Origin of the sequence: Pararhodobacter marinus, assembly GCF_003122215.1 — a bacterium.
Lineage (GTDB): Bacteria > Pseudomonadota > Alphaproteobacteria > Rhodobacterales > Rhodobacteraceae > Pararhodobacter > Pararhodobacter marinus.
Window position 1 is genome coordinate 79,874 of record NZ_QEYD01000002.1, and the last position, 13,397, is coordinate 93,270.

At 65.8% G+C, this 13,397-nt stretch carries 11 protein-coding genes; 4 read left to right on the plus strand and 7 right to left on the minus strand.

The genetic code is table 11. The features are described 5' to 3' along the window. Positions 1-25: 25 nt before the first annotated feature. Both C4N9_RS03030 and C4N9_RS03035 read left to right on the plus strand, forming a co-directional pair. On the plus strand, positions 26-1,066 hold the full coding sequence (locus tag C4N9_RS03030; protein ID WP_109531824.1) for an aromatic ring-hydroxylating dioxygenase subunit alpha: 1,041 nt from the start codon (positions 26-28) through the stop codon (positions 1,064-1,066). Between the two features lies 1 nt (position 1,067). Continuing rightward, complete coding sequence (locus C4N9_RS03035) at positions 1,068-2,252, plus strand: 2Fe-2S iron-sulfur cluster-binding protein (protein WP_109531825.1); 1,185 nt, start codon at positions 1,068-1,070, stop codon at positions 2,250-2,252. A gap of 36 nt (positions 2,253-2,288) precedes the next feature. Here C4N9_RS03035 and C4N9_RS03040 read toward each other — a convergent pair whose 3' ends face one another. The 3 genes from C4N9_RS03040 to C4N9_RS03050 are packed head-to-tail and all read right to left on the minus strand — an operon-like array spanning position 2,289 to position 5,738. Further along, positions 2,289-3,914 (minus strand): ABC transporter ATP-binding protein, encoded by a 1,626-nt coding sequence (locus C4N9_RS03040; RefSeq protein ID WP_109531826.1) that lies wholly within the window; start codon positions 3,912-3,914, stop codon positions 2,289-2,291. 3 nt (positions 3,915-3,917) lie between these two features. Then, positions 3,918-4,775, minus strand: a complete 858-nt coding sequence (locus tag C4N9_RS03045) for an ABC transporter permease (protein WP_109531827.1) — start codon at positions 4,773-4,775, stop codon at positions 3,918-3,920. A gap of 6 nt (positions 4,776-4,781) precedes the next feature. After that, entirely contained in the window at positions 4,782-5,738 is a 957-nt protein-coding gene (locus C4N9_RS03050) for an ABC transporter permease (RefSeq protein ID WP_109531828.1), read from the minus strand. A 137-nt stretch (positions 5,739-5,875) separates the two neighbouring features. On the opposite strand from C4N9_RS03050, the gene C4N9_RS03055 reads away from it, so the two are divergent. Next, positions 5,876-6,565 carry a histidine utilization transcriptional repressor HutC gene (locus C4N9_RS03055; RefSeq protein ID WP_109531829.1) on the plus strand — a complete coding sequence of 230 codons (690 nt, stop codon included), beginning with the start codon at positions 5,876-5,878 and terminating at the stop codon, positions 6,563-6,565. 38 nt (positions 6,566-6,603) lie between these two features. Here C4N9_RS03055 and hutU read toward each other — a convergent pair whose 3' ends face one another. Genes hutU through hutI form a run of 4 tightly spaced genes read right to left on the minus strand, consistent with a single transcriptional unit; the run spans position 6,604 to position 11,805 of the window. Continuing rightward, entirely contained in the window at positions 6,604-8,268 is a 1,665-nt protein-coding gene (gene hutU / locus C4N9_RS03060; protein ID WP_109531830.1) for a urocanate hydratase, read from the minus strand. Beyond that, complete coding sequence (hutG, locus tag C4N9_RS03065; RefSeq protein ID WP_109531831.1) at positions 8,265-9,065, minus strand: N-formylglutamate deformylase; 801 nt, start codon at positions 9,063-9,065, stop codon at positions 8,265-8,267. Before hutG ends, hutU begins: the two co-directional genes overlap by 4 nt. Then, positions 9,062-10,600, minus strand: a complete 1,539-nt coding sequence (gene hutH, locus C4N9_RS03070; protein ID WP_109531832.1) for a histidine ammonia-lyase — start codon at positions 10,598-10,600, stop codon at positions 9,062-9,064. Before hutH ends, hutG begins: the two co-directional genes overlap by 4 nt. Further along, the gene (gene hutI / locus C4N9_RS03075; RefSeq protein ID WP_109531833.1) at positions 10,597-11,805 is read right to left on the minus strand and encodes an imidazolonepropionase; all 1,209 of its coding nucleotides are present in this window, start codon (positions 11,803-11,805) and stop codon (positions 10,597-10,599) included. Before hutI ends, hutH begins: the two co-directional genes overlap by 4 nt. Positions 11,806-11,892: 87 nt before the next feature. On the opposite strand from hutI, the gene C4N9_RS03080 reads away from it, so the two are divergent. Further along, positions 11,893-13,248, plus strand: a complete 1,356-nt coding sequence (locus tag C4N9_RS03080; protein WP_281260106.1) for a formimidoylglutamate deiminase — start codon at positions 11,893-11,895, stop codon at positions 13,246-13,248. Positions 13,249-13,397 lie beyond the last annotated feature (149 nt).

The window sequence follows — 13,397 nt, forward strand, 5'->3', positions numbered from 1 at the left end:
CACCACGCTACTCACGAGGTCGCCAATGTTCTTACGCAATGCCTGGTATGTCGCTGCCTGGAGTTCCGAAGTCACCCGGGACTTGAAGCAGATCAAGGTTCTGAACGAGAAGATCTGTGTCTTCCGTACCGAAGAGGACGAGGTCATCGCGCTTGAGGATGCCTGCCCGCACCGCAAGTTGCCATTGTCCAAGGGCCGGATCAAGGGCAACACGGTCGAATGCGGCTATCATGGGCTGACCTTCGACTGCGCCGGCCAATGCGTCTGGGCGCCCGGTGGCGGGCGGATCCCCTCGGCGGCCAAGGTGCGTCCCTATCCGGTGCACGAGAAATACGGTCTCGTCTGGATCTGGATGGGGAATGCCGCCATGGCCGACCCCGAGGAAATCATCGACATCCCGAATTTCGACAGCCCCGAGTGGGGGATCAATTCGGGCGATGCCATGGAATTGCAGTGCAATTACCTGCTGATGTGCGACAACCTGCTGGACCCCAGCCACGTCGCCTGGGTGCATGAAAGCTCGTTCGCCGCGCCCGCGACCAAGGACACGCCGCTGCGTGTGACCAAGACCGAAACCGGTATCATCGTGCACCGCTGGATGATGGATCACGAACCGGCGCCCTTCTACAAGAAGGTGGTCGAGTTCGAGGGCAATTGCGACCGGCTTCAGCATTACGAGGTGCGCTATCCCTCGCACGCGCTGATCCGCGCGGTCTTTACCCCGGCGGGGACCGGCGGGCCGGATGGCCCGCTGCACGAAAAGACCTTCGTGATGGACAGCTACAATTTCATGACGCCGGTCACCGAAACCGAGACGCGCTATTACTGGTTCCAGCTGCGCAATGTGCGGCCCGACGATGAAAAGCTGTCCAGGATGATGGCCGAAGACGTGCGCCACGCCTTCGAGGAAGACCGCGCCGTCCTGCACGAGGTCCAGATCGGCATGACCAACAAGCAATCGCCGCATATCGACCTGAGCATCGACGCGGGCCAGCTTCGGTTCCGCCGCCAGCTCGAGGCGATGATCGCCGAAGAGCAGATGGTCGACGCCAAGATGGACGCGTGACATGGCCGATGCGTTCCGCCGGTTTCGCGTCGCCGCGAAGGTGCGCGAAAGCGATGTCGTCACCTCTTTCCACCTGACGCCGGTCGATGGCGGGCCGCTCTGGCAGGCCCTGCCGGGGCAATACCTGACCCTTCGGGTCCCGAACGGCGATGGGTCGGTCCTGAAGACCTATTCGCTGTCCGGCGACGTGCAGCTGGACTCGTTTCACCGGATCTCGGTGAAACGCGAATGCGCGCCGGATGGCAGCGAAGTTCCCGACGGGGTCGGTTCGTGCTGGCTGCACGACCATGTGGGCGAAGGGGACACGCTCGACATCGCGCCGCCGCGCGGCGGCTTCGTGCTGGATCAGGACAGCACGCGTCCCGTCCTCCTTCTGGCCGGCGGGATCGGGATCACGCCGCTGCTGGCGATGGCCAAGGTCCTTTCGCGCGCAAAGCGCCGTGTCCGGATCTTCCATGCCTGCGAGAACGGCGACGTTCAGGCGCTGGGGCCCGAGCTGAAGGCACTGGCCGATGCGTCCGAGGGCCGGATCACGCTGCATGTCACGCACCGCGCCCCGACCGGACGGGACCGCGCGGAGGCCCGTTTCGACAGCGAAGGGGTGATCGACAAGGCGCTGTTGCAGGCGCATCTGCCGCTCGACGATTACGAGGTCTATCTGTGCGGGCCGACCGGCTTCATGGTGGCCCTGTATCGGACCCTGACCGCGCTGGGCATCGACCGGAGCCGGATCGCTTACGAATTCTTCGGCACGGCCAGTTCGCTTGAGACCCTGGCAGCCAAACCCGTATCCGGGACCCGGGCCGCGTCGCAGGCGCCGAAAGCGATTGCCGCGCTGGTGAACCTGACCGACCCCGAAGCCTGGGCCGTTCCCGAAACCCTTGTCCCCATGGCAAGCGACCGGAACCGCGAGGCGCCCGATGGGGCCGCCGGGGATACGGTTCACTTCTCAAGATCGGGCGTGACGGCCACCATGGGCGGCGATGTGCGCACGATCCTGGAACTGGCCGAGGGTGCGGGGCTGGAGCCGGATTTCTCGTGCCGGTCGGGCATCTGCAACACCTGCCGCTGCACGCTGGTCGAGGGCACGGTCTCGTATGTCGAAGAGCCGCTCGAGACCCCGCCCACAGGGCAGGTTCTGATCTGCTGCGCGCGGCCCGAAGGCCGCGTCGTGCTCGAACTCTGAAGATCCGGTCTTCCGGAGGGCGCAGACGCGCGGTCGTTATCCGGCCGCGCGTCTGTCGTTCAGCACCCCGTCCAGCCAGTCCGGGTCCATCTCGGGGACGGAGGACAGCAACAGTTCGGTATAGGGATGGTGGGGCGGCTGGAAAACCTGGTCCTTGGCGCCCTGTTCAACGATCTGCCCCTTCTGCATCACCACCACCCAATCCGCGATCGACCGCACCGTCGCCAGATCGTGGGTGATGAAGAGATAGGTCAGCCCCATCTCGCGCTGCAGCCGGTCCAGAAGCCGCAGGATGCCCTCGGCAACGATCTGGTCCAGCGCGGACGTCACCTCGTCGCAGATGACGAAATCCGGTTCGGCCGCAAGCGCCCGGGCAATGCACACCCGCTGTTTCTGACCGCCCGACAATTCCGACGGCAGCCGGTCGATGAACGTATCGGGGTCGAGTTCGATCATCGTCAGAAGCTCGCGGATGCGCGCTTCCTTGGCGGCGCCCTTCATCCCGAGGAAGAATTCGAGAGGCCGGCCCAGGACCTCGCGGATGCGGTGCTTGGGGTTGAGCGCGGTATCGGCCATCTGGTGGATCATCTGGACCCGGCGCTGCACGCCCTTGTCGCGATGGCGGTTGAGCGGTGACAGCGTCTTTCCGTCCAGGCTAACGCTGCCCTTGTCAGGCGGCAAGAGCCCCATGATCACCCGCGCCAGCGTCGACTTTCCCGATCCGCTTTCGCCGACAACGGCCATGGTCTGGCCCCGGTCGACGCTCAGGTTGATCCCGTCGAGCACCTGAAGCGTGCCATACGAGGCGTCGACATCCTGAAGGGTCAGGATCGGCTTGCCGGTGTCGTCGGGTGTCCGTGGCGCGCGGCGGAATTCGCGCACCGCCCACAGAGACTTGGTGTAATCCTCGCGCGGATGGGCCAGCATCTGCCGCGTCTCCGCCTCTTCGATCTCGTCGCCCTTGAGCAGGACCTTGATCCGGTCGGCCATCTGCGCCACCACGGCCAGATCGTGCGTGATGTAAATCGCCGCCGTGTGATGCTCGCGCACGACCTTGCGGATCGCGGCCAGCACCTCGATCTGGGTGGTCACATCCAGCGCGGTGGTGGGTTCGTCGAAGATGATCAGGTCGGGACGGCAGGCCATGGCCATTGCCGTCATCGCCCGCTGCAGCTGCCCGCCCGAGACCTGGTGCGGATAGCGGAAGCCGATCTCTTCGGGATTGGGCAGCTGCATCTCGCGGTAAAGCTGCACGGCGTCGCGCTCGGCCTCTTGCCGCGACATGACGCCATGCCTGACCGGGGCCTCGCTGTATTGCCGGATCAGCCGATAGGCGGGATTGAAGGCCGCCGCCGCCGATTGCGCCACATAGGCCACGCGCTTGCCGCGCAGATGGCGCAGGGTCTCGGCCGGGGCTCCGACAAGCTCCTCGCCGGCGAGCTTGATCGAGCCCCCGGCGATGCGGCAGCCCGACTTGGTGTAGCCCATGGCGGCAAGGCCCAGGGTTGATTTCCCCGCGCCGCTTTCCCCGATGAGGCCCAGGATCTCGCCGCGTTTCAGCGACAGGTCGATCCCCTTGACGATGGGTTGCCAGGTGCCGCCTGACCGGCCCTCGATGACGAGATCGCGGATATCCAGCAAAAGGTCGGACGTGTCAGTCATGCGTTATTCCTCCAGGCCGCTGGCCAGGTGCAGCACCCAGTCGACGATCAGGTTTACGGACACCGTCAGCAGGGCGATGGCGCCCGCGGGCAAGAGCGGGGCGAGCCCGAACGTGGCGGTCTGCCAGGTCGAGAAATCGGCAAACGAGATCAGCCGGGCGCTTTCACGGACCATCGCGCCCCAATCCGCGATCGGCGGTTGCAGCCCAAGCCCGAGAAACGACAGCGCCGAGATGAACAGGAAGACGAAGCAGAAGCGCAGCCCGAACTCGGCGATCAGCGGAGCGGCGGAATTCGGCAAGACCTCGCGCCGGATGATCCAGAACAGGCCCTCGCCGCGCATCCGGGCGACCTCGACGTAATCCATCGTCAGGATGCCCTGCGCGACGGCGCGGGACAGCCGGTAGACCCGGGTGCTGTCCAGGACGGCGATGACAAGGATCAGCGACAGGACCGAGGTGCCGGTGATCGTCAGGATCAGAAGGGCGAAGATCAGCGACGGAATGGCCATCAGCACGTCGACCGCCCGGCTGGCGATCATGTCGAACCAGCCGCCCAGCGTCGCGGCCAGAAGCCCGAAACTCGCACCCAGGAGGAAGGCGAGAGCGGTCGTCAACAGGGCGATCCCCACGGTATTGCGCGCGCCGTAGATCAGGCGCGACAGCACGTCCCGGCCCAGCGCATCCGTCCCCAGGTAATAGGGCGCGGCCCAGGGGCTGTATTGCGGGCCCACGACCTCGAATTCGGGGAAGGGGGCAAGAAGCGGCGCGAAAATGGCGGTCAGGGCGATCAGCGTCACGATGACGATGCCGAACCAGGCCGAGACCGGCGCCGCGCCGAGTTTTCTGAGAAAGGGCGTCATCGGCGATTACCTCGGATGCAGCAGGCGGGGATTGGCGATGATCGACAGGATGTCCGCAGCCATGTTCAGAAGAATGTAGGTCGCGGCGAAGATCAGGCAGGCGGCTTGCACGATCGGCACGTCCCGGTTGGATACCGCGTCCACCAGAAGCTGGCCCAGCCCCGGATAGACGAAGACCACCTCGACCAGCACGACCCCCACGACCAGATAGGCAAGGTTCAGCGCCACCACGTTGATGATCGGCGCAATGGCATTCGGCAGCGCATGAATGGCGATGACCCGCCAGCGCTTCATCCCCTTGAGATGCGCCATCTCGACATAGGGCAGGGCCAGAAGGTTGATGATCGCCGCACGGGTCATCCGCATCATGTGCGCGACCACGATCAGCGTCAGCGTCAGCGCTGGCAGGAAGGTGCGATAGAGCCGCTCGACAAACCCGGTGCCGGCATCGACGCTGGCAAGGCTGGGGAACCAGCCGAAGGTGACCGAGAACAGCAGCACGAGAATGTAGGCGACGAAGAATTCGGGGAAGGAAATCGCAGCAAGCGTGGCGCCCGAGATCGTCTTGTCGAACACCGAATTGCGATAGAGCGCGGCCAGCATCCCCAGGACGATGGCGATCGGCACCGCGATCAGCGCGGCATAGGCGGCCAGAAAGAAGGTGTTGCCTGCGCGTTGCGCGATCAGTTCCGAGATCGGCCGCTGGTTGGACAGCGAGACACCGAAATCTCCCTGAACCGCGTTTACCAGCCACTCGATATAGCGCATGTGAACCGGGCCGTTCAGGTTGAAACGCTCCCGGAATGCGGCGATGGTTTCCTCGGTCGCGGACTGGCCGAGTGTTTCCGTCGCGATGTCCCCGGGCAAGAGCTCGATGGCCGAGAAAATCAGCACGCTCACGATCAGAAGCGTGACGATTCCCATGGCAAGCCGGGACAGGGTGATCTTGAGAATGGGCGACAAGGGTTCGGTCCTATTGTCTAATGTTATTTCATTATGTATATCATTATCGAGGTCTACACGCGACTGTATACCCGAAGTTCGGATAGCTGGGTTGGTCTATTGGTTAGATTGGCTGAAGTGACAAAGGGGCGATGCCAATGACCGTGACCTTCAAGGATGTCAAAGCGGATCTTCTGGACCAGATTGCGCGCGGTGTCATGGCGCCCGGCACCCTGATGCCGAACGAAATGGACCTTGCCGAAAAATACGGCTGCGCGCGCGCGACGGTCAATCGGGCGATGCGCGAACTGGCAGACGAAGGCATCGTCGAGCGCAAGCGCAAGGCCGGGACGCGGGTGCGCAAGGCGCCGATCCGTCAGGCGCGGTTCTCGATCCCCATCGTGCGCGAAGAGATCGAGGCGCAGCGCGCGGAGTACCGCTATGCGCTGATCGACCGGTCGGTGATGGATGTTCCCGACTGGTTGCTCGGACGGCTTGCGCTGGAGCCGGGCCAGCAGGTCGTTCGCGTGGTCTGCATGCATTGGGCCGATGGAATCCCGTATCAACACGAAGAGCGCTGGATCAATCCCGAGGTGGTCCCCTCTGTCCTGAAGGCGGATTTCGCCAAGAGCGGGCCGAACGAATGGCTGCTGGCAGAGGTGCCGTTCTCGAATGCCGAGATCAGCTTCTCGGCGGTGGAGGCGACACAGGATATTGCCGATCACATGGGATGCTTCGCCGGGAATGCCCTGTTTCGCACCGAGCGCACGACATGGCTCAGGGAAACGGCAGTGACGCTGGTGCGGCTGACCTATCGTCGGGGCCACAGGATGACGACGAAATACTGACGTGCCGCGGCAGGGCGCCGCGGCACGTCACCGCACATTCAGAGAATACCCGGCAGGTTCAGCCCGTGTTCGCGGGCGCAATCCTTCGCGATGTCGTAGCCGGCATCGGCATGGCGCATGACGCCGGTGGCCGGATCGTTCCACAGAACATTGGCCAGCCGCCGGTCGGCATCCTCGGATCCGTCGCAGCAGATCACCATCCCGGAATGCTGCGAAAAGCCCATCCCGACGCCGCCGCCATGGTGCAGCGACACCCAGGTCGCGCCCGACGCGGTGTTGAGCAGCGCGTTCAGGAGCGGCCAGTCGGACACGGCGTCCGAGCCGTCCATCATCGCCTCGGTCTCGCGGTTGGGCGAGGCGACCGAGCCGCTGTCGAGATGATCGCGGCCGATCACCACCGGCGCCTTCAGCTCGCCGTTGCGCACCATCTCGTTGAACGCCAGGCCCAGCTTGTGGCGCACGCCAAGACCGACCCAGCAGATCCGCGCGGGAAGCCCCTGGAAACTGATCCGCTCGCGCGCCATGTCGAGCCAGTTGTGCAGATGGGGATCGTCCACCAGCTCTTTCACCTTGGCGTCGGTCTTGTAGATGTCCTCGGGGTCGCCCGACAGCGCCGCCCAGCGGAACGGACCGATCCCCTTGCAGAAGAGCGGGCGGATATAGGCGGGGACGAAACCGGGGAAGGCAAAGGCGTTCTCAAGCCCCTCTTCCAGCGCGACCTGGCGGATATTGTTGCCGTAATCCAGCGTCGGCACCCCGGCGTTCCAGAAATCCACCATCGCGGCGACATGCACCTTCATCGACGCGCGCGCGGCCTTTTCCACCGCATCCGGATCGCTTTCCTGCTTCTCGCGCCACTCGGCGACGGTCCAGCCCTGTGGCAGGTAGCCGTGGATCGGATCGTGGGCCGAGGTCTGATCGGTGACGATATCGGGACGCACACCGCGCCTGACCAGTTCGGGGAACACGTCGGCCGCGTTGCCGATCAGCGCCACGGATTTCGCCTCGCCCGCCTTGGTCCAGCGGTCGATCATTTCCAGCGCCTCGTCGATCGAATGGGTCTTTTCATCGACATACCGGGTGCGCAGGCGGAAATCGGCGCGGGTCTCGTCGCATTCGACGGCAAGGCAGCAGGCCCCGGCCATCACTGCGGCCAGAGGCTGGGCGCCGCCCATGCCGCCAAGCCCGCCGGTGAGGATCCAGCGCCCGGTGAGAGAGCCGTCATAATGCTGGCGCCCGGCCTCGACGAAGGTTTCATAGGTGCCCTGAACGATGCCCTGGCTGCCGATATAGATCCACGAGCCGGCGGTCATCTGGCCGTACATGGCCAGACCTTTCTTGTCCAACTCGTTGAAATGCTTCCAGTTCGCCCAGTTCGGCACAAGGTTGGAATTGGCGATCAGCACGCGCGGCGCGTCCTTGTGGGTGCGGAAAACGCCCACGGGCTTGCCGGACTGGACCAGCAGCGTCTGATCGTCTTCCAGCTCTTTCAGGCTGGCGACGATGGTGTCGAAATCCTGCCAGGTGCGGGCGGCGCGACCGATGCCGCCATAGACGACCAGCTCGTGCGGGTTCTCGGCCACGTCGGGATGCAGGTTGTTCATCAGCATCCGCATCGGCGCCTCGGTCAGCCAGCTTTTCGCGGTGATCTCGGTCCCGGTATCGGGATAGACGTCGCGGATGTTGTGACGGGGATTGGTCATCGTTTGCCTCCAAGGGTCGGGGCCAGATCGGCCAGTGTTTTCAGGATCTCGGCGAGGGGGGCGCGCAGCGCTTCAGCCTTGGCGGCGTCAAGCGTCCAGGGCGCGGCCTCGGCCGTCAGGTGGGTGGATTGGGCCAGTTCCATCTGGATGGCGTGATAGCCTTGGTGGGGACGGCCATAATGCCGCGTGGTCCAGCCGCCCTTGAAACGCCCGTTGAGCACTGAGCTATAGCCATCGGCGCGCGCGCAGATGTCCCGGACCGCCGCCTCGATGGCCGGATCGCAGGTCTCGCCGCCATTGGTGCCGATGTTGAAATCCGGCAGGATACCGTCGAACAGGAAGGGAATGCGGCTGCGGATCGAATGGCAATCGTAGAGGATCGCGACGCCATGCTCGGCGCGGACCCTCTCCATCTCGGCCTTCAGGGCGGCATGATAGGCGGCGTGATAGGCGACGCGCCGGGCCTCGATCTCGTCGGGCGTGGGCTCGATGTCCCAGATCGGATGCCCGTCGAAATCGGTCAGCGACACGAGGCCCGTGGTGTTCTGCCCGGGATAAAGGCTTTGCCCTGACGGGTCGCGATTGGCGTCGATCACGTAGCGATGGAAGGTCGCGCGCACCGTCGTGGCCCCCGGCAGCAACCCCTCATAGAGCGTATGGATGTGCCAGTCGGTATCGTCGAGCCCGCGCCCGCATTCATTCAGACGGGCGCGGACATCGTCCGGCAGCCAGGTTCCGGTATGCGGCAATCCCAGCACGACCGGGCCGTTGCCGCGGGTGATCTCGACAGGGTTCATGCGCTCAGCTCCGGCATTTTCAGCCCCGTGGCTGCGATCAGGGCACCGCTGCGGACCAGCGTTGCGGCGCGCTCCAGGTCGGGGGCCATGTAGCGATCCTCGACCACCGAGGGGACGGAGTCGCGCAGATGGGCCAGCGCCGATGCCAGCGGCGCACTGGTCCTGAGCGGCGCGCGGAACTCGATCCCCTGGCCGGCGCAGAGCAGCTCCACCCCGAGGATGCGTTCGAGATTGGCCACCATGCGCCCCAGCCGGACCGCCCCATGGGCGGCCATGCTGACATGGTCTTCCTGATTGGCGGAGGTCGGCGTCGAATCCGTCACGCAGGGATTGGCCAGGTGCTTGTTCTCGCTCATCAGCGCGGCGGTGGTCACTTCGGCGATCATCAGGCCCGAATTCAGCCCGGGATTCGGTGTCAGGAACGGGGGCAGGTCGAAGCTCAGCGTCGGGTCGACGATCAGCGCGACGCGACGCTGGGCGATGGCGCCGATCTCGGCCACGGCAAGGGCGATCATGTCGGCGGCAAAGCCCACGGGTTCGGCATGGAAATTCCCGCCCGAGACGATCAGCCCCGCCTCGCTCAGCACCAGCGGGTTGTCGGTCGCGGCATTCGCCTCGATCTGCAGCGTGCGGCCGGCCATGCGCAGCATGTCCATCGCGGCGCCGGTCACCTGCGGCTGGCAGCGGATGCAATAGGGGTCCTGCACGCGGGTGTCGCCGTCGCGGTGGCTCTCGCGGATCTCGCTGGCGTCCAGCAGTGCACGCAGGGTCGCCGCCGCCTCGATCTGGCCGGCATGGCCGCGCAGGGCGTGGATTTCCGGCTGCAAGGGCGCGGTCGAGCCCATGATCGCATCCGTGGACAGGGCCGAGGTGACAAGCGCCGCCTGCATCGCTTGCCAGGCATCGAACAAGCCGGCCAGCGCGAAGGCGGTCGAGAACTGCGTGCCGTTGATCAGCGCGAGCCCCTCCTTGGCGCCCAGCTCGACCGGCTGCAACCCGGCGCGGGCAAGGGCCTCGGCGCCCGGCAGCGTCTCGCCCTCGTATTCCGCTTCGGCATGGCCCATCATCACGGCGGCCATATGCGCCAGCGGGGCCAGATCGCCCGAGGCGCCGACAGACCCCTGAACCGGGATCACCGGGGTCACGCCGCGCGCCAGCATCGCTTCGATCAGCGTGACCAGCTCCAGCCTGACGCCCGAGGCGCCGCGCCCCAGAGACAGCAGCTTGAGCGCCATCATCAGCCGGGCATGGCGGCGCGGGATCGGATCGCCGACGCCGCAGCAATGGGACAGGATGAGATTGCGCTGCAGGGTCGCGGTGTCTTCCGCCGCGATCTTGACCGAGGCGAGTTTGCCAAAGCCCGTATTGACCCCGTAGACGGCGGTCTCTCCCTTTGCGGCGGCGTCGATCCGCGCCGCCGCCTGCGCGATATCCGCGTGGCAGGCCGGATCCAGCGTGACGGCTGCCTCTTCGCGATAGATGCGCGCAAGGTCGGCCAGGGTGGCGGCGCCGGGGGTCAGGGTCAGGGACGTCATGCGATTTCTCCGAAAATACGCGAATGCAGCGGGTTGAAGCCGATGCGGTAGGACAGCTCCGCCGGGTGCTCGATATCCCACACGGCCAGTTCGGCGCGCTGGGCCTGCGCGATGGTGCCCACATCGGACAGGCCGAGCGCGCGGGCAGCGTTGGCCGTCACCCCGCGCAAAGCCTCTTCGGGTGTCAGGCGGAACAGGGTGCAGCCCATGTTCATGGTCAGCAGCAGCGAGGTCAGCGGCGACGAGCCCGGATTGGCATCGGTGGCCAGCGCGATCGGCACCTGCCTGTCGCGCAGGGCCTGCACCGGCGGCATCCGGGTTTCATGCAGCGTGTAGAAGGCGCCGGGCAGCAGCACGGCCACCGTTCCGGCCTTGGCCATCGCCGCCACGCCCGCTTCGTCCAGGTATTCGATGTGATCTGCGGACAGCGCGCCGTAACCCGCCGCCATCGCGGCGCCGCCGAGGTTCGACAGCTGTTCGGCATGCAGCTTGACGGGCAGTCCCAGTTCCTGCGCCATATCGAAGACACGCGCGATCTGCGCGGGCGAAAAGGCGATGCCCTCGCAGAACCCGTCGACCGCATCGACCAGTCCCTCGGCATGGGCGGCGCGCAGGGCGGGGATGCAGACCTCGTCGATATAGGCGTCGTCGCGGCCCTTGTACTCGGCCGGTACGGCATGGGCGCCCAGGAATGACGTTTTCACCCGCACCGGCCGGTTCGCCATGACCGCGCGCGCAACGCGAAGCATCCGCAGCTCGGTTTCGAGGTCCAGCCCGTAGCCCGACTTGATTTCAAGCGTGGTGACGCCTTCGGCGATCAGCGCATCGGCGCGGCGCAGGGCCTCGCGCAGCAGCGTATCCTCGCTGGCTTCCCGCGTCGCGCGGACGGTCGAGACGATGCCACCGCCCGCGCGCGCGATCTCTTCGTAGCTGGCGCCGTTCAGCCGCATCTCGAACTCGACCGCGCGGTTGCCGCCATGGACAAGGTGCGTGTGGCAATCGATCAGCCCCGGCGTGACCAGTCGCCCGCCCATGTCGACGGCGTCGCGTGCCGACAGATCCTGCGGCAGATCGGAGCGCTTGCCGACCCAGGCGATCCTGCGGTCCGCGACGGCGATGGCCGCATCCTCGATCAGGCCATAGGGGGCGTCGCCGATCAGCGTGGCGGCGGTCAGATTGGTCATCAGCTGAATCGCGTCAGGCATCCGGGTTCCCTCCATATTCTGCTTTTCTCCTAGCGCTGCGCTGATTATATGTCTATACATAAAATGTATAAGCGTGGAGATAAGGCCGTGATTCATGCAAAACAGGCCCTTCTGGCCGATGGCTGGGCCGTCAATGTCCGCCTGATGGTCGGGGACGGCACCATTTCAAGCCTGCGGACGGATGTCGGGCCGCAGGCCGGCGACACTTGCGTCGACACCCTGCTGCCGTCGCTGGGCAACCTGCACAGCCATGCCTTTCAGCGCGCCATGGCGGGGATGACCGAGTTCCGGCAACAGGGGCGGGACAGTTTCTGGACCTGGCGCGAACTCATGTACCGGTTCATGGACCGCATGAGCCCCGACCAGGTCGAAGCCATCGCCGCGCAGGTCTATGTCGAGATGCTGGAGGCGGGCTTTGCCAGCGTGGGCGAGTTCCACTACGTCCACCACCAGCCCGGCGGGGCGCCCTATGACAATATCGCCGAGCTATCCGAACGGATCTTTGCCGCCTCCGCGCAGACGGGAATCGGTCTCACCCATTTGCCCGTGCTTTATACCTATGGCGGGGCAGGGCAGGCGGCGCTGAGCGCCGGGCAGCAGCGTTTCGGCAACGATGTCGACCGTTTCGCGCGCCTGACGGAGCGCGCGGCAGCGGCCCTGCGCGACCTGCCGGCGGATACCCGCCTGGGCATCGCGCCCCATTCCCTACGCGCCACCTGTCCCGACGATCTGGCCCGGGTCGTTGCGGCGCACGGGCAGGGGCCCATCCACATTCACATCGCCGAACAGCCGCAGGAAGTGCGCGACATCAAGGCGTGGCTGGGGGCCAGACCGGTTGAATGGCTTCTGGATCACCAGCCCGTCGATGAACGCTGGTGCCTGATCCATGCCACGCACATGACGCAGGCGGAAACCGGCGCCATGGCCCGGACCGGCGCGGTGGCGGGTCTGTGCCCGATCACCGAGGCCAATCTGGGTGACGGGCCGTTCAACGGCCCCGACTATGCAGCGGCAGGGGGGCGGTTCGGGATCGGATCGGATTCGAACGTCAACATCTCGCTCACGGAAGAGCTGCGCACGCTGGAATATTCGCAGCGCCTGCGCGACACGAGCCGCAACGTGATGATCGCGGGCGCGGGCTCGGTCGGCGCGTTCCTCTATACCGCCGCCGCGCGCGGCGGGGCGCAGGCGCTGGCCCGCGATGCTGGGGTTATCGAGACGGGCAGGCTGGCCGATCTGGTGGCGATCGACAGCCAGAGCCCGGCGCTTTGTGCCCTGCCGGCGGACAAGATCCTCGATGGTCTGGCCTTCGCGGCCAAGGACAACGTGATAACCGATGTCTGGTCGGCCGGGCGGCACCGGGTGAGCGAGGGCCGGCATGTCGACCGGGACGCCGTTTTCTCGCGGTACCGGTCGGCGGTGCGTCAATTGACGGATCACTGAGCGCCGGAACGGTCAGGGCCGGTCGGGAAACCGGGCACCCGACGGCGCAGCGTCCTGTTGCGCGCGGCCTGTCGCTCGCCACTCGGTTGACACCTGACCCGTTTCCGACAGACGCTCCGGCCACCTGCCGAGGGGCGGTTCGGGGCGAA

What these genes read in the sequence shown, in the direction of transcription:
- C4N9_RS03030 (WP_109531824.1), top strand. Translation starts at nt 26, where the DNA reads ATGTTCTTACGCAATGCCTGGTATGTCGCTGCCTGGAGTTCCGAAGTC.
- C4N9_RS03035 (WP_109531825.1), top strand. Translation starts at nt 1,068, where the DNA reads ATGGCCGATGCGTTCCGCCGGTTTCGCGTCGCCGCGAAGGTGCGCGAA.
- C4N9_RS03040 (WP_109531826.1), bottom strand. Translation starts at nt 3,914, where the DNA reads ATGACTGACACGTCCGACCTTTTGCTGGATATCCGCGATCTCGTCATC.
- C4N9_RS03045 (WP_109531827.1), bottom strand. Translation starts at nt 4,775, where the DNA reads ATGACGCCCTTTCTCAGAAAACTCGGCGCGGCGCCGGTCTCGGCCTGG.
- C4N9_RS03055 (WP_109531829.1), top strand. Translation starts at nt 5,876, where the DNA reads ATGACCGTGACCTTCAAGGATGTCAAAGCGGATCTTCTGGACCAGATT.
- hutU (WP_109531830.1), bottom strand. Translation starts at nt 8,268, where the DNA reads ATGACCAATCCCCGTCACAACATCCGCGACGTCTATCCCGATACCGGG.
- hutG (WP_109531831.1), bottom strand. Translation starts at nt 9,065, where the DNA reads ATGAACCCTGTCGAGATCACCCGCGGCAACGGCCCGGTCGTGCTGGGA.
- hutH (WP_109531832.1), bottom strand. Translation starts at nt 10,600, where the DNA reads ATGACGTCCCTGACCCTGACCCCCGGCGCCGCCACCCTGGCCGACCTT.
- hutI (WP_109531833.1), bottom strand. Translation starts at nt 11,805, where the DNA reads ATGCCTGACGCGATTCAGCTGATGACCAATCTGACCGCCGCCACGCTG.